We start from the raw sequence: 14,428 nt of genomic DNA, 5'->3' as shown, positions 1-14,428 counted from the left end.
CCTATTTGCTGATTGGAAAGAAAAGAGTATATAATGGGTGAGTGAGAGGGAAAAGGAGGAACATTTGCTATTATGATGCTTCCACGAGTAGGACAAACCATACGACTTCAGTTCACGGGTTCCTCTGAAGACGAGCAGGGCATGGAGGCCTTTAAAAGCCGCATAACCGACATGACAGAAGAGCTGGCTTCCATTGAGTTGCCAACCAGTGAAAGCACGGGGCGGACTGGCGTGTTCAGGCCTGGGACAAGCTGTCTGGTCTGGTATGTAGGCGAAGACGGGTCCCGCTATGAATTTCAGTCTTCCATCGTCAGCAGGGAGAGCGGGCACATCCCTGTCTTGCTGTTGCAACTGCCGAAAAAAGAAGAGATCGTGCGGACGCAACGGCGCAACTACTTGCGAATCGAAACCGCGCTGGACATCGCTGTCAAGCATCAGGACCCGATGCGACGCTATCATTTTTTGGCGAGAACCATCGACATCAGCGGTGGCGGCTTGTCTTTCACTTGCGATGAGTCTTATCGTCTGCGCGAAAAAGACGTGCTGCAAGTCTGGATCGCACTGCCGAGCAAAAACGGACAGGTCCAGCACGCCTTCGCCGAGCTGGAGGTCGTCAGACAAAAGGCGCCGGAAGAGAAGGGCTTGCACCAGTGGATATCGGGAAAATTTACGAATATTAGCGAACAGGATCGGGTAAAAGTGATTCGGGCGTGTTACGAAAGACAACTAGAGCTTCGCAAAAAAGGCGTCGAGGATTGACGCTTTTCCGAAAAGGAAGTGACCCCAGTGACCAGTCAGTACGACGAGCGTTTTCGCCGATTTTCCAGACGGGTAGAGAAAGGCATCTTGATTGGAATTGCGGCTTGCGCCATCGCGCTGACAGCCGGAGAGATTCTGATTCAATACGTTCCGGCTCGCGTTTTCCTGATCGAGACAGAACGCTTGGAAGGCGTGTCAGACAAGCCCTAAAGGTTTGCGCATGCTTCCATACTATGGTACTATTATAAATAACATAGAAAACGGTCAGGGGCGTTTTCGTAGACCGCGCGCGGTCGCCACGTGTTTTTCACCACATGAATGGGAAAGGGCTTCGGGCAGAAGCTTTTCTTGTTTTACTCCCTTTCTGAACTACTGTACATAGCAGGTGAGAAGTAATGAACATAGCGATTGATGGACCTGCGGGAGCAGGGAAAAGCACGGTTGCACAGAAGGTAGCAAGGCAACTGGAATACGTCTACATCGACACCGGGGCCATGTACCGCGCTCTCGCTTGGGCTGTTTCTTCCGGACAGATTCCGATCGGCGACGAGCCTGCTGTTTCCGAACTTTTGAAAAACAACAAGATTGGTCTGGTTCGGCAAGCTGGACAGCAGCGTGTGTTCTGGAACGAGCTCGATGTGACGGACCTGATTCGTTCGCCAGAGGTCAGTCAGTACGCCTCGATTGTCGCGAGCTACGGTTCCGTTCGCGAACAGATGCTGGTGTTGCAGCGAGAGCTGGCGAAGCAAGGAAACGTGGTCATGGACGGCAGAGATATCGGAACGCATGTCCTGCCTGACGCCGAGGTGAAAATTTTTCTGACGGCCTCCATCCGCGAGCGAGCAGAACGCAGATGGAAAGAACTGCGGGAAAAAGGAACCGAGGCAGACCTGGCTGAGCTGGAAAAAGAAATAGAGGAGCGAGATCGCCGGGACATGCAAAGAGAGGTGGCTCCCTTGCGCCAGGCGGACGATGCCGTGCTGGTCGACACTACGGGGATGACCATCGACCAGGTCGTAGACCACATCCTGCAAATCTGCGAACGAACGGGAGAGTCGGCCAAGTGACCTATTACCGTTTATTCCGCGGAATATTCCGCATCATATTTTCGCTTGTCTTCCGTTGGCAAGTGATTGGGCGTGAACATATACCTAAGGAAGGCCCGGTGATTTTGTGCGCCAATCACATTTCGCTCTGGGACCCGCCGCTGCTCGGTTCTGGAATCGAGCGCCAGGTGCACTTCATGGCCAAGGAAGAGCTGTTTAAAATTCCGCTCTTATCTTTTCTTATTACGAAATTCGGCGCTTTCCCAGTCAAGCGGGGCGCGGGTGATCGGGCGGCGATCCGCACGACGCTCAAACTGCTTGAAGATGGAAAAATCTTTGGAATTTTTCCCGAGGGAACCCGCAGCAAAACCGGCGAACCGGGAGAAGCGATGCCAGGGGTGGCGATGTTTGCCCTCAAATCGCAAGCAGCGGTCATTCCGGTAGCGATTATCGGGCCGTATCGGGCGTTTCGTCCGATCAAGATCGTCTACGGCAAGCCGATCGATCTCACCAGCTTGCGCGAAGCCAAGTCCGGCTCCGATGTGCTGAAGGAGACGAGCGATTTAATCATGGCCCGCATCAAGGAATTGCGCGACCAGCATCTTCCCTAAGTCCGGTATAGAATCGACAAAGGGACAAATACTACATTTGCTGGAACTTACTGGCTACGTCAGTGCTAACTGCCAGCCTTCGGGCGACAGTAAAAAATATACTTGCTCCCGCTTCGTGTAATATGGTTGGTACACAACCTGTACATAGATGGTCTGGGACTCGATGGTATTCAAGGAGGTTTTTTGGATGATGGATGAAACAAACGTAAGCTTGACGGATGCAACAACGATTTCTGTGGGGGATGTCGTAAAAGCGACTGTAACCAAAGTCGAAGACAAACAGGCTCTCGTGGATGTAGGCTACAAATACGATGGCCTGATCCCGATCAGCGAACTGTCTCCTCTGCATGTGGAAAAAGTGTCTGACGTCGTTGCGGTTGGCGACACGTTTGAAGTAAAAGTAATCAAGCTCAACGATGAAAAAGAAGAGCTTGTCGTTTCCAAAAAAGCGGTTGCGATGGAATCTTCCTGGGCTGAACTGGAGCAAAAAATGCAGTCAGGCGAGATCATCGAGGCGACAGTCAAGGAAGTCGTCAAAGGCGGTCTGGTCGTAGATGTAGGGGTTCGCGGCTTCATCCCTGCTTCTATGGTCGAGCGTCATTTCGTGGAGGATTTCTCCGATTACAAAGGCAAATCCTTGACATTGAAAGTAGTAGAGATGGACAAAGAGAAAAACAAAGTGATCCTCTCCCACAAAGCGGTTCTGGAAGAAGAAGCAAAAGCGAAAAAACAGTCCGTACTGGATCAAATCCAGGTGGGTCAAGTGCTGGAAGGCACTGTGCAACGCATGACCGACTTCGGCGTATTCGTGGACATCGGCGGGGTAGACGGCCTGGTGCACGTATCCGAGCTGGCTTGGAACCGCGTAGAAAAGCCATCTGACGTCGTAAAAGAAGGCGACAAGGTACAAGTGAAAGTGCTCAAAATCGACCGCGAAAACGAGCGCATCGGCCTCAGCATCAAAGAAACCCAGGCAGGTCCTTGGGCAAAGGTTGCCGAAGAGTTTAAAGCAGGCTCGATCACAACGGGTACAGTGAAACGCCTCGTTTCCTTCGGTGCTTTTGTCGAAGTGGCACCTGGAATTGAAGGGCTTGTGCACATCTCGCAAATCGCGAATCGTCGCGTGAACACGCCTGGCGAAGTGCTCAAGGAAGGCCAGGAAGTGCAAGTGAAAATTCTCGATGTGGTTCCACAAGAGCAGCGCATCAGCTTGAGCATCCGCGCGGTAGAAGAAGATCGCGCCGAGCAGGCAGAGCGCGCAAGCAAGCGTGAACAGCAACAATTCACGCAAGAAAACAATCAGCCAATGGGTGTAACGCTTGGTGAACTGTTCGCGGATCTGAAAGACAAGTTCAAGTAAGCGAGACAGACGGGAAAAATAAGGGGGTACGCTCTTGCGTATCCCTTTTTGCTTGGCTGTGGCCAAAGCTACAAGGGGATAAAAGGTTTGTCGGGAGGGAAGACGCGTGGATCGTTCGCAACGAAAGCTTGACCATATTCGCCATGCACTGGCAACGGCCGAAATCGGTACAAACAGCTTTGATGACGTCAGCTTTGTGCCGAATAGCCTGCCGAATATCGGCTACGAACAGACAAGGCTCGATACGGAGTTTGCTTCTTTTCGCCTGCCGTCTCCGCTCATTATCAACGCGATGACAGGCGGAGCGGAAGCGACAACGCAGATTAATCAGAAGCTTGCGATCATTGCCAGGGAGCGCCAACTGGCGATGGCCGTCGGTTCGCAGATGGCCGCGCTGCGCGACCCGTCTGTCGCCGCGAGCTACCAGATTGTGCGCAAAGAAAATCCGCGCGGCATCGTCTGGGCGAATGTCGGGGCGGAAGCGACAGTGGAGCAAGCGCAGGCAGCGGTAGAAATGCTTGCGGCAGACGGCTTGCAAATTCACCTGAATGTGATGCAGGAGCTGTTGATGCCCGAAGGAGATCGCGATTTCAGCGGCTATTTGGAGCGGATCCAGCGCATCCAGGAGAGCGTCGACGTCCCGGTGATCGTCAAAGAGGTCGGATTCGGGATGGCGAAGGAAACGATGCTCAAGCTGACCGCAGCCGGGATCAAAAGCATCGACGTGGGCGGCAGAGGCGGAACGAATTTTGCCAAAGTGGAAAACAAAAGGAGCGCTCACCCGCTGTCCATGTTTGAGGATTGGGGCTTTACGACCGTCGAGAGCCTGCTGGAAGCAGACCGCGATATACACGCGCAAGCATCTGTCATGGCGACGGGAGGAGCGCGGCACGGACTGGACGTGATAAAAGCGGTCTGCCTGGGAGCTTCGGCTGTCGGCGTGGCGGGTGCGCTATTGCGCGTCGTGCACGCGCACCCGATCGAAGAATGCCTGGCGGAAGTAGACGGCTGGCATCACCAGATTCGCGTGGCGATGACGGCGCTCGGGCTTGTGCAGCTCGCAGATGGCGTCAACACCCCGCTGTTGATAACAGGCAAAACAGCGGAGCGCGCCCGTCTGCGCGGGAGAGCAGTGGAGGAATGGGCAGAGCGGCGCTGACTAACGGACGAGCCATTCATGAAAGGCGGACGCTTGAGGCATACTTTGGGGAGACAACCATCATTTTGAGGAGATGAACATGAACGAGGGAACCATTGCGATCCTCATCCAGTGGTCTTTGCTTTGTCTTGTCTGGATGGGGAGCTTTGACTCGCAACTGCGGGAAATGGGCATGGAGAGAAGGCGCGTGCTCGCCGTTCTTTGTGCGTTTCTGATTTGCTCCTTTGTCAGTTGGACATTGTTTTTCGCCCCGATTCAGGTAAGTCTCAGCGGAACGTTGCTGCCCTTTTTCGCAAGCGCGATCTTTTATGCACGGCTCCCCAAAGCAGGCCGAAGACTGTATGTGCTCGGCGCGACGGGGGTTGCCGTCATGGTTTTCTGGCTGCGCTGGCTGTTTTTTTCCGACCCGATCCTGTTGATTTGGGACGAGCGGGTGATCGTGCCGGGAATTAGCGTCGCGATCACGCTTGCGACGAGCAGGCTTATGGCCGTCCGGCTGTTTCTGCTCATGCTGGCGCTGCCGCTGGCGGATGCGCTCTACGCGCTCTATTTTTGGCGGGCGTCCGGAGCGTGCAGCCTGGGAACGGATTACGCGCAAGACCTGTTGTGGAGCGGCATTTCGTTGCTGGGGCTTATCAGTATGCTCTGGACTGCCATTCGTCGGCTTTTCGGACGGAGGGAGGCAGAGCCTTCCCATTCCGATACTGGTAGGTGATCGCGTTTGTTTAAAGAGTTGTTGGCCAATGAGTTTGTCGTTCCGTTGACGATCGGGTTCGTCTTCGGGATCATGTGCCGAATCCATCTGCTGCGGACGGATTATCGCCAATATCCGACGTATCCGCACGGAAAAATCATTCATGTGTCGCTCGGGGTGATCGCCTCGGCCCTGGGCGCTTTGGCTGTGCCGGCACTGTTGAAGGAAAACTATACGGCCGTGACGTTTTTGACCGTGGCCGCCCAGCAGTTCCGCGACGTGCGCAACATGGAGCGGACGACCTTGACGGAGATTGACAAGCTAGAGCTGGTACCGCGCGGCGGTCCGTACATCGAAGGGATCGCCATGGTGTTCGAAGGGCGCAACTACATGGTGATTTTCACCTCCCTCGTCGCCGCGACAGCGACGATTTTGTTCAACTGGTGGGGCGGCATCATCGCGGGGGTGATCGCCCTTGTCATTTCGCGCAAGTTGCGCTCCGGGAAGACGCTGTCGCTGATCGCAGACACGAGTCCGGCAGAGGTGAGAGTGGACGGAAAAGACTTGTACGTAGGCGACATTTACATCATGAACGTCGGTCTGGAAGACGCGCAAAAGGTCATCCGCGAGCACGGAGTCGGCTTTATTTTGACCCCGAAGGATGCCAACGCCAAAGTGACGATCGCCCATCCCGGCCAGCGCCAGGCGATTTTGCATGATGTAGCGACCCAGCTCGGCGTGTACACCGATACAGGGGAGCCTTCCTTGACGCCACTGGTAAAACGCGACCTGCAATCCGGCAGGCTCGGCGTCTTCCTTTTGCCGCAGGAAAAGGATGCCGAGCGGGGCAAAGCCGTCATTGATGCGGTGCCGATTTTAGAGAGCGTCTTCCGGATGCCGCAGAAGACGAAATTAGTCAAAAAGGAGCTGTAGATCATGACCGGGACGATTTTGGCCGTGATTACCGTGAACAGGGAAGGCATCGCGGGCGGCGCGCCGATTTTCATCGAGCCGACACATGAGAAGATGCAGCAGACGGCTTTCACGCTGGAAAAGATTTTGGACGCCATGGTGCACGAGGTAAGCCCTGATACCCTTATCGTTGTTCGCCACAAGTAGTGTATGGTATGATTAGCTAGTCAAAACGTAAATGAGAGAGAGTGTTGTTGATTATGGGATTACCTGTGGTAGCCATTGTGGGGAGACCCAACGTGGGCAAGTCCACGATTTTTAACAGACTGGTCGGCGAGCGCATCGCGATCGTGGAGGATATGCCGGGAGTAACCCGTGACCGCCTGTACGGAAAAGGAGAATGGCTGACCCATACCTTCCACGTGATTGATACGGGCGGGATTGAGTTTGGCGAGACCGATGAAATTCTCACGCAAATGCGTTACCAGGCGGAGCTGGCGATTGATGAGGCTAACGTCATCATCATGATCGCCGACAGCCGGACAGGCGTGACAGACGCTGACGTGGAGCTGGCCCGGATGCTGAACCGCACCGGAAAGCCAGTCGTGCTCGCAGTAAACAAAGCGGACAACCCGGACATGCGTGCCGATATTTACGACTTTTATTCGCTTGGCTTGGGTGAACCGTTCCCGATCTCAGGCAGCCATGGCCTTGGCCTGGGAGACATGCTGGAGGAAGTGGTTCGGCATTTTCCTGCCGAAGACGACGAGGAGCGGAAAGAGGACGTCATTCGCGTGTCCATTATCGGCCGTCCGAACGTCGGGAAGTCGTCCTTGACGAATGCGCTGCTCGGCGAAGAGCGCGTCATTGTGAGCGACGTCGCGGGCACTACGCGCGATGCGATCGACACGCCGTTTGAGCGGGATGGACAGAGCTACGTTCTCGTCGATACCGCCGGGATGCGCAAGCGCGGGAAAGTGTACGAGACGACGGAAAAATACAGCGTCATGCGCGCGATGCGTTCCATCGAGGACAGCGATGTCGTGCTCGTCGTCATCAACGGGGAAGAAGGCATCATCGAGCAAGACAAAAAAATTGCCGGCTATGCGCACGAGGCAGGCCGCGGCGTAATTATTATCGTCAACAAGTGGGATGCCGTTGAAAAAGACGACAAGACGATGCGGCGCTTCACAGAGCTGATTCGCGAGGAGTTCAAATATCTGGACTACGCGCCGATTCTGTACGTCTCGGCGAAGTCGAAGCAGCGCGTTCACACGATCCTGCCGAAAGTCAACGAGGTCGCGCAAGCACACGCCATGCGCATTCCGACCTCCGTCCTCAACGATATCGTAACGGATGCGACGATTCGCACACCGCCGCCGTCTGACAGAGGAAAGCGACTGAAAATCAACTACGCGACACAAGCGACAGTCAAGCCTCCCACGTTCATTTTGTTCGTGAACGATCCGGAGCTTATGCATTTCTCCTATGAGCGTTATATAGAGAACAAGATCCGTGAAGCGTTTGTCTTTGAAGGTACGCCTGTTCGCATATGGACGCGGAAAAAAACGTAGGGAGAGGAAACCGCCATGGTGTTAGTAGCCTGGGTGCTCAGCTATTTGATCGGTTCAATTAGCTTCAGCTATCTGATCGCCAAAAAAGTTGCAGGAATTGACATTCGCTCACATGGCAGCGGGAACGCAGGGGCGACCAATACGCTTCGCGTGCTGGGAAAAGGTCCGGGTATCGCCGTGCTGATTCTTGATGCATTAAAAGGATTGGCGGCGATGGGAATAACACACCTCATGACAGGTGATCCCGCTGCCTATGCAGTGGCGGGCCTGTTTGTCATCGCAGGGCACAACTGGCCGATCTACTTTGGCTTTCGCGGGGGAAAGGGCATTGCGACCACGCTCGGCGTGGTGCTAGGCTTCTCTCCCCTGGCCTTTTTGATTGCAGCGGTACTGGCTGTGCTGGTCATTGCGATTACCCGATACGTCTCGCTCGGATCGCTTGTGCTGGTTACGGCTATTCCTGTTTCCCTTTATCTGTTGGACAAACCGATTTCCTTTTTTTGGACAAGTTTGGTAATCGCTGTGTTTGCGTATGTTCGCCATTATAATAATATCCGCAATCTTCTCGCAGGAAACGAACGGAAATTGGGAGATAAGTCCAATCGCAAGCTGGGATAGGTCTGAATCGTTCTTACGAAAAAGACTGGAATGATGGAGGGGGATCTATTGAGAAAAGAGGTTACAGTAGTCGGTGCGGGTAGCTGGGGAACGGCGCTCGCTTCCGTTCTGGCGGAAAACGGCCATCAGGTTACGCTGTGGGTACGCGATCCCAAGCTGGCAGATGAAGTGAACAGCAAGCATACGAACGCCAAATATTTGCCTGAGGCCAAGCTGGCCGAGAGCATTGTCGCCACGACGGATATCCAGGCGGCCGTTTCCGACAAACCGATCGTGCTGCTGGCCGTTCCGTCGCACGCGATGCGGCAAATTTGCAGGCAGTTGGCTCCGTTTTTACATAAGGATGTGCTTTTGATCCATGCGACCAAAGGCTTTGAGCTGGAAAGCCTGAAGCGAATGTCAGAGGTCATCATGGAAGAAATCCCGCCCGAAATTTCCGGCAAGCTCGCTGTCCTGTCCGGACCGAGCCACGCGGAAGAAGTAGTCCGCAGGCAGCCGACGACAGTGGTGGTTGCGTCAGAAGCGGAGGAGAGCATGCTCCGCGCGCAGGACCTGTTGATGAACGCCAATTTTCGCGTCTACACCAACCATGATCTGATCGGGGCGGAAATTGCCGGCGCGCTGAAAAACATCATTGCGCTCGGAGCGGGCATGTCAGACGGCCTCGGATTTGGCGACAACGCGAAAGCGGCGCTTTTGACCCGCGGACTTGCGGAAATCAGCCGCCTCGGCATCAAACTGGGCGCCTTGCCGCTTACGTTCTCGGGGCTTGCGGGCGTCGGCGACCTGATCGTGACGTGCACCAGCCGCCATAGCCGCAACTGGCGGGCAGGCTTCATGCTGGGCCAAGGCAAAAAGCTCGACGACGCTCTGGAGCAGATGGGGATGGTCGTCGAGGGCGTGCGCACGACTCACGCGGCACACGCCCTGGCACAGCGCGAACAGGTCGAGATGCCGATTACGTCGGTGCTGTACGGCATTTTGTTCGAAGGAAAAGAGCCGCGCCAAGGGGTAGAAGAGCTGATGGGCCGAGGGAAGACGTTCGAGATGGGCTACCTGAACCCGGACGGAAGCATAGAAGCATAGGCGAAGCTTTTCACACATGTAGGCTCCTGCACATACGATAGGGTGAAAGCCCAGGTGCAGGAGGAGATCAAAGGATGAACAACAATCTTTCTAAGCGTTTTTTGGAGCGTTTGCAAGGAAAAGCTGCAGAAAAGGTCGACGAGGGGAAACTGCGTTCCCTTGCCAGCCAGGTAAAGCGCAGCGACTTCGAGGATGAGGCAAAGCTGCGGCAAATCCTCCAGACGCTCGCGACCATGAGCGGGAAAAAGCTCAACGCCGAAAAGGAAGACAAGATCATCGAGATGTTCCGCAACAAAGAAATCAATTTGAATGACATGTCTTCCTTGTCCAAGCTGCTCAAATGAGAGAAATGGGCGATTATGCCCGTTACCTGCTGTTAAAAGCATCATACAGTAAAACTAGGAACAATCATGGCTCTACAGGGACATGGCTGACCTACAGATACCAAGAAAAAAAGAGGGATCTCATCCCTCTTTTTTTCGTTGCTTGCTCGTGCCGCTCACCGTTTGCGTCAGCAGGTTTTGCACCAAGGGCGATTGCAAGAGGCCCAGGATTTGCCCGATGTCGATGTTGCCCAGCGGATTGCCTCCGCCGCTTCCTGCCGCTGCACTGGATTCCTGTGGAGCCTCTTCTGCGCGGACCGCTTCCCTGCCTTTTGCGCTCTCCTTCGCTGCGCCGGCATTGCCTTTTCGTCTGGTCGAGACGGGCTTTTCTGCGGCCGCTTCAGGTTCGGCTGTGCGCTTGCCCAGGTTCTCGATGATCTCCATTGCTCCGTACAGCGTATCCATCGTTTCCTCTACCTGGCGAATCGTGCTGCTGATCCCTTTGATGTTGCTGCGCATTTTGGACACAGACGATCGCAGGTCGACGGCGGGAATGATTTTTTTCGGGCTGATGGCCAATGATACGTCGGCCGCTTGGTCGCTCAGTTTTCTGCTCGGTATGGGAGCGTACGGGTTCCGCCACTTGCGTCCATTTACTTTGCTGTTCAACATTCATCCCTCCCATGGGCGAATTCATCAGAATAGTCTATGCGAACGTCCAGATGGAGGTTCACAACGTCAGACGAGAGCTGGGAAGTATGGTATAATGAAGCAAAAAATGCAAAGGATGCTGCAAGAAAGATGTATATTGATCCTATGACCAAGATGAACATTTCGCTGCTGGCGATTGGGCTGATGTTCGTCTGCAATTTGCTGATGATCTTTGCCAGAAAAATGACAAATGCGCTTGTCAGGTTTCTCGTGAAGACTTGCGCTTTCTTGTTACTGATCGCAGTGTTTGTCATGATTTTGATCGTGATTTTTGTCTAAGGAGGAGAAAGGATGTCGCAGTTGACGCTGATTACGCGTGCAGGAACCCACGAACTGCCGGTGGAGCTGAACGAAACGGTGGTCGCGATGGCCAAAAAGCACAAGGTGACGTGGGGACATGCCTGCCAGAGAGGCGTATGCGCCCAATGCCGCACGCTGGTTGTGGAGGGAGCTTCGTTCCTCAACGAGATCACCAGCGAAGAAAAACTGCGCCTGCGCAAAGCCGAGCGGGCAGAAGGATTCAGACTCGGCTGCCAAATCAGGATCGTCGGGCAAGGAGATGTGAAGCTTGCCCATCGACCGTATTAAAAAGGAGTGACGACATGGGGAAGGTAACTTTTCTTCCCAGTAACAAAAGCGTGAAGGCCAGGGCAGGACAGACGCTTGTCAGCGTGGCTGGCAATGCCCGGATCGTGATCCCGCAAAGGTGCGGCGGCCACGCATCCTGTCTGATGTGCCGCGTCGTCGTGGAGAGCGGCGAGCTGGTGGCTCCGACCGCGCTGGAGCTGCGAAAAATGCCGGAGCAGGACTTGCGGCAGGGGATACGCCTGGCCTGTCAGGCGAAGACGACGCACGGCGACTGTACGGTCCGCATACCGGAGAGCCGCTTGAAATCGGTCGTGGCTGCCGCGCTGGAGCGGCAACGCATGGAAAATGAAGAATGAGGGTTTGAGGTGTACATAAGATGTGGCAATCATGGCGTAAAACCTTCAAGCTGACGATGAGCTTGAGCATCCTTTCCGTTCTGCTGTCCGGATGTTTGTATCCGGAAGAGCGAAAGGCGGAAAACCAGGTACCCAGCGCGTTTTTTCTCGAAGCGGCGCAAAAAGGAATCGAACAATTCCAAAAAGATACGTCTGTGCTGCCGATCGTGACGAAGCCGCTGGATACTCCCATTTTTGAGAAATACGAGATTGATTTTCGCAAAATGATTCCGAAATACATCCCGGATGTTCCCGGAAACGCTTTTGAAAAGGGCGGGATTTACAAATACGTCCTGATTGACGTGGAGACGAAGCCGACTGTCAAGCTGATCCATCTGGGGGCCGTCAGCACGGTTGCCGACGTGCAAAGCGCGGTGGACCGCTACCGCGGCTACTTCAACAAGCTGCCTGTTCAGGCCGATCTGGGCAATGGCTACTACTCGATCGACCATGCCGAAATCGGCGTGAAAACATGGCAGGTGCCGTCCACCATGGGCAATTATTTGCTGCCGCTGGTCATGAACGCAGACGGGCAGGTCGGGATCGACTACGCGGCAGATATCGCGACGATGCTGCGCGAAAACAAAGCGACTGTCACGCCCAATACAGACCCGAGATACGTCCTCGCGCGCGCCTCGATGTTTGTGCCGGCCAAATCGTTCCCGTACGAGCTGGTAGACGGCGAGCCGAGGCTGCTCAAAATCAAATAGCGGACAAAAAAAACAACTCTTGCCGGAGTTGTTTTTTTGTTCTAGTTGGTCCAGCCGCACATATACTTGTACTGTCCACGAAACTAGTACGAGATTCCCTACGAAAATACTGACGGTCAGGGATAATTCGGAAAATCGGTCATAGTGTAAAAATAGACAAATAGAAGGAGGTCATCGATGGTGGAACGAGTCGACATCTTTAAAGACATTGCCGAACGGACGGGCGGAGACATCTACCTCGGGGTAGTGGGCCCTGTTCGTACGGGAAAGTCGACCTTTATTAAACGGTTTATGGAGCAGGTCGTCATCCCGAATATCCAGTCAGAAGCAGAGCGGATTCGCGCTACAGATGAACTGCCGCAGAGCGCTTCCGGCCGAACAATTATGACGACAGAGCCTAAATTTGTTCCGAACCAGGCCGTAAACGTACATGTAACAGAAGGACTCAGCATTAACGTCCGCCTCGTTGACTGCGTTGGCTATACGGTTCAGGGGGCAAAAGGCTTCGAGGATGATAACGGTCCCCGGATGGTGAACACTCCGTGGTATGAGGAGCCGGTTCCTTTCGAGGAAGCAGCAGAAGTCGGAACGCGCAAAGTCATCCAGGAGCACTCGACCATCGGGATCGTCGTCACGACAGATGGCAGCATCGCGGAAATCCCGCGTGTAGGATACATCGACGCGGAGGAACGGGTCGTCAATGAGCTGAAGGAAGTGGGCAAACCGTTTGTCATCGTGGTCAACTCGACGCGCCCGCGCTCGGACGAAGCGCAAAACTTGCGCGTGCAGCTTCAGGAAAAGTACGACGTGCCCGTCGTGGCCTTGTCCGTCGACCACATGACGGAGCAGGAAATTCTCCTCCTGATGCGAGAAGTGCTGTTCGAGTTCCCTGTGCACGAAGTAAACGTCAATCTGCCTAGCTGGGTCATGGTGCTGGAAAACGGTCACTGGCTCCGTCAGAACTATGAAGAAGCCGTACGTGAAACCGTGCAGGATATTCGCCGGTTGCGCGACGTGGACCGCGTCGTCGGTTTCTTCAATGACTATGACTTCGTGGAGCGGGCGTCTCTGGCAGGCATGCATATGGGCCAAGGGATCGCCGAAATCGACCTGTTCGCGCCGGATGAACTGTATGATCGCATCCTGATGGAGATCGTCGGTGTCGAGATCAACGGCAAAGATCATTTGCTGAAAATCATGCAGGAGTTCGCCCACGCCAAGCGCGAGTACGATCAGGTAGCGGAAGCCTTGCATATGGTGCGCAGTACGGGCTACGGAATCGCTGCTCCGTCGCTGCATGAGATGACCTTGGACGAACCTGAGCTGATTCGCCAGGGACCGCGCTTCGGGGTCAGGCTGAAAGCGACCGCGCCGTCGATCCACATGATCCGCGTGGACGTCGAATCCGAGTTTGCGCCGATTATCGGAACCGAGAAGCAGAGCGAAGAGCTCGTCCGCTACTTGATGCAGGACTTCGACAAAGACCCGCTGTCGATCTGGAATTCGGACATTTTCGGTCGTTCGCTGCACTCCATCGTGAGAGAGGGCATCCAGGCGAAGATCACCATGATGCCGGACAATGCCCGCTACAAACTGCAGGAAACATTGGGCCGAATCATCAACGAAGGCTCTGGCGGTCTGATTGCGATCATACTTTAAGGACTAGGTAAATAGACCTAGACAATTGATTCTAAAAGGGGGCTCCCGGTGTGACGGGATGCCTTTTTTTCTTGTATTTCGTTCAATTTCGACAGGAGGGGCTTGAATTTAAGAAATCGGTGTATTACTATAAGCTTGTCAGATCGGTAAATACCACCAATCGTGTATAAAACGCTTCGTTTCGGTTAAGAAAAATAATAGCTAGGACTTGGTGTTCTTTGAG

Annotated in this window: 19 protein-coding genes; 18 read left to right on the top strand and 1 reads right to left on the bottom strand. The window is 54.3% G+C overall.

The window, feature by feature from the left end:
* Positions 1-72 precede the first annotated feature (72 nt).
* The 13 genes from AC3WQH_RS04490 (at position 73) to AC3WQH_RS04430 (ending at position 10,163) form a co-directional block, all read left to right on the top strand.
* The gene (locus AC3WQH_RS04490; RefSeq protein ID WP_007785471.1) at positions 73-759 is read left to right on the top strand and encodes a flagellar brake protein; all 687 of its coding nucleotides are present in this window, start codon (positions 73-75) and stop codon (positions 757-759) included.
* Between the two features lie 27 nt (positions 760-786).
* On the top strand, positions 787-969 hold the full coding sequence (locus AC3WQH_RS04485; RefSeq protein ID WP_005831352.1) for a hypothetical protein: 183 nt from the start codon (positions 787-789) through the stop codon (positions 967-969).
* Between the two features lie 185 nt (positions 970-1,154).
* Positions 1,155-1,826: a (d)CMP kinase gene (gene cmk, locus AC3WQH_RS04480; protein WP_122953145.1), complete on the top strand. Its 672-nt coding sequence runs from the start codon at positions 1,155-1,157 to the stop codon at positions 1,824-1,826.
* Positions 1,823-2,416: a lysophospholipid acyltransferase family protein gene (locus AC3WQH_RS04475; RefSeq protein WP_007785466.1), complete on the top strand. Its 594-nt coding sequence runs from the start codon at positions 1,823-1,825 to the stop codon at positions 2,414-2,416. The genes cmk and AC3WQH_RS04475 overlap by 4 nt, the downstream gene beginning before the upstream one ends.
* Before the next feature lie 187 nt (positions 2,417-2,603).
* Positions 2,604-3,776 carry a 30S ribosomal protein S1 gene (gene rpsA / locus AC3WQH_RS04470; RefSeq protein WP_005831346.1) on the top strand — a complete coding sequence of 391 codons (1,173 nt, stop codon included), beginning with the start codon at positions 2,604-2,606 and terminating at the stop codon, positions 3,774-3,776.
* A gap of 106 nt (positions 3,777-3,882) precedes the next feature.
* Positions 3,883-4,935, top strand: coding sequence for a type 2 isopentenyl-diphosphate Delta-isomerase (gene fni, locus AC3WQH_RS04465; protein WP_122953146.1), 1,053 nt, complete (start codon positions 3,883-3,885; stop codon positions 4,933-4,935).
* A gap of 79 nt (positions 4,936-5,014) precedes the next feature.
* Complete coding sequence (locus tag AC3WQH_RS04460) at positions 5,015-5,650, top strand: YphA family membrane protein (RefSeq protein WP_007785463.1); 636 nt, start codon at positions 5,015-5,017, stop codon at positions 5,648-5,650.
* 6 nt (positions 5,651-5,656) lie between these two features.
* Positions 5,657-6,562, top strand: coding sequence for a YIEGIA family protein (locus tag AC3WQH_RS04455; RefSeq protein WP_007785462.1), 906 nt, complete (start codon positions 5,657-5,659; stop codon positions 6,560-6,562).
* Positions 6,563-6,565: 3 nt separating this feature from the next.
* Positions 6,566-6,748: a capping complex subunit for YIEGIA gene (locus AC3WQH_RS04450; protein ID WP_005831338.1), complete on the top strand. Its 183-nt coding sequence runs from the start codon at positions 6,566-6,568 to the stop codon at positions 6,746-6,748.
* A gap of 53 nt (positions 6,749-6,801) precedes the next feature.
* A complete protein-coding gene (der, locus tag AC3WQH_RS04445) occupies positions 6,802-8,115 on the top strand; it encodes a ribosome biogenesis GTPase Der (protein ID WP_005831336.1) in 1,314 nt (437 codons plus the stop codon).
* 15 nt (positions 8,116-8,130) lie between these two features.
* Positions 8,131-8,733 (top strand): glycerol-3-phosphate 1-O-acyltransferase PlsY, encoded by a 603-nt coding sequence (gene plsY, locus AC3WQH_RS04440; protein ID WP_005831334.1) that lies wholly within the window; start codon positions 8,131-8,133, stop codon positions 8,731-8,733.
* A 48-nt stretch (positions 8,734-8,781) separates the two neighbouring features.
* Positions 8,782-9,819: an NAD(P)H-dependent glycerol-3-phosphate dehydrogenase gene (locus AC3WQH_RS04435; protein WP_007785459.1), complete on the top strand. Its 1,038-nt coding sequence runs from the start codon at positions 8,782-8,784 to the stop codon at positions 9,817-9,819.
* 74 nt (positions 9,820-9,893) lie between these two features.
* A complete protein-coding gene (locus tag AC3WQH_RS04430; RefSeq protein WP_005831329.1) occupies positions 9,894-10,163 on the top strand; it encodes a stage VI sporulation protein F in 270 nt (89 codons plus the stop codon).
* A 120-nt stretch (positions 10,164-10,283) separates the two neighbouring features.
* On the opposite strand, the gene AC3WQH_RS04425 is transcribed toward AC3WQH_RS04430, so the two are convergent.
* Positions 10,284-10,814 (bottom strand): hypothetical protein, encoded by a 531-nt coding sequence (locus tag AC3WQH_RS04425; protein ID WP_007785455.1) that lies wholly within the window; start codon positions 10,812-10,814, stop codon positions 10,284-10,286.
* 129 nt (positions 10,815-10,943) lie between these two features.
* Here AC3WQH_RS04425 and AC3WQH_RS04420 point away from each other — a divergent pair, with 129 nt between their 5' ends.
* From AC3WQH_RS04420 to spoIVA, 5 genes are all read left to right on the top strand, one after another.
* On the top strand, positions 10,944-11,132 hold the full coding sequence (locus AC3WQH_RS04420; protein ID WP_005831325.1) for a DUF2768 family protein: 189 nt from the start codon (positions 10,944-10,946) through the stop codon (positions 11,130-11,132).
* 12 nt (positions 11,133-11,144) lie between these two features.
* Complete coding sequence (locus tag AC3WQH_RS04415) at positions 11,145-11,441, top strand: 2Fe-2S iron-sulfur cluster-binding protein (RefSeq protein WP_007785453.1); 297 nt, start codon at positions 11,145-11,147, stop codon at positions 11,439-11,441.
* 14 nt (positions 11,442-11,455) lie between these two features.
* Positions 11,456-11,797 carry a 2Fe-2S iron-sulfur cluster-binding protein gene (locus tag AC3WQH_RS04410; RefSeq protein WP_005831321.1) on the top strand — a complete coding sequence of 114 codons (342 nt, stop codon included), beginning with the start codon at positions 11,456-11,458 and terminating at the stop codon, positions 11,795-11,797.
* 20 nt (positions 11,798-11,817) lie between these two features.
* Positions 11,818-12,546: a YphF family lipoprotein gene (locus tag AC3WQH_RS04405; RefSeq protein ID WP_005831319.1), complete on the top strand. Its 729-nt coding sequence runs from the start codon at positions 11,818-11,820 to the stop codon at positions 12,544-12,546.
* A 180-nt stretch (positions 12,547-12,726) separates the two neighbouring features.
* Positions 12,727-14,205, top strand: coding sequence for a stage IV sporulation protein A (gene spoIVA, locus AC3WQH_RS04400; protein ID WP_005831318.1), 1,479 nt, complete (start codon positions 12,727-12,729; stop codon positions 14,203-14,205).
* The last annotated feature ends 223 nt before the right edge of the window (positions 14,206-14,428 follow it).

The sequence above is a fragment of the Brevibacillus sp. FW301-21C12A genome, assembly GCF_058788915.1.
The sequence above is the reverse complement of the archived record's forward strand: the minus strand, read 5'-3'. Positions and strand labels throughout refer to the sequence as shown.

Excerpts from the sequence above, each read along its gene's own strand:
- AC3WQH_RS04420 (WP_005831325.1), top strand. The coding sequence starts at position 10,944 with ATGTATATTGATCCTATGACCAAGATGAACATTTCGCTGCTGGCGATT.
- AC3WQH_RS04450 (WP_005831338.1), top strand. The coding sequence starts at position 6,566 with ATGACCGGGACGATTTTGGCCGTGATTACCGTGAACAGGGAAGGCATC.
- cmk (WP_122953145.1), top strand. The coding sequence starts at position 1,155 with ATGAACATAGCGATTGATGGACCTGCGGGAGCAGGGAAAAGCACGGTT.
- AC3WQH_RS04415 (WP_007785453.1), top strand. The coding sequence starts at position 11,145 with ATGTCGCAGTTGACGCTGATTACGCGTGCAGGAACCCACGAACTGCCG.
- AC3WQH_RS04490 (WP_007785471.1), top strand. The coding sequence starts at position 73 with ATGATGCTTCCACGAGTAGGACAAACCATACGACTTCAGTTCACGGGT.
- AC3WQH_RS04425 (WP_007785455.1), bottom strand. The coding sequence starts at position 10,814 with ATGTTGAACAGCAAAGTAAATGGACGCAAGTGGCGGAACCCGTACGCT.
- AC3WQH_RS04430 (WP_005831329.1), top strand. The coding sequence starts at position 9,894 with ATGAACAACAATCTTTCTAAGCGTTTTTTGGAGCGTTTGCAAGGAAAA.
- der (WP_005831336.1), top strand. The coding sequence starts at position 6,802 with ATGGGATTACCTGTGGTAGCCATTGTGGGGAGACCCAACGTGGGCAAG.
- rpsA (WP_005831346.1), top strand. The coding sequence starts at position 2,604 with ATGATGGATGAAACAAACGTAAGCTTGACGGATGCAACAACGATTTCT.
- AC3WQH_RS04405 (WP_005831319.1), top strand. The coding sequence starts at position 11,818 with ATGTGGCAATCATGGCGTAAAACCTTCAAGCTGACGATGAGCTTGAGC.
- plsY (WP_005831334.1), top strand. The coding sequence starts at position 8,131 with ATGGTGTTAGTAGCCTGGGTGCTCAGCTATTTGATCGGTTCAATTAGC.
- AC3WQH_RS04410 (WP_005831321.1), top strand. The coding sequence starts at position 11,456 with ATGGGGAAGGTAACTTTTCTTCCCAGTAACAAAAGCGTGAAGGCCAGG.
- AC3WQH_RS04460 (WP_007785463.1), top strand. The coding sequence starts at position 5,015 with ATGAACGAGGGAACCATTGCGATCCTCATCCAGTGGTCTTTGCTTTGT.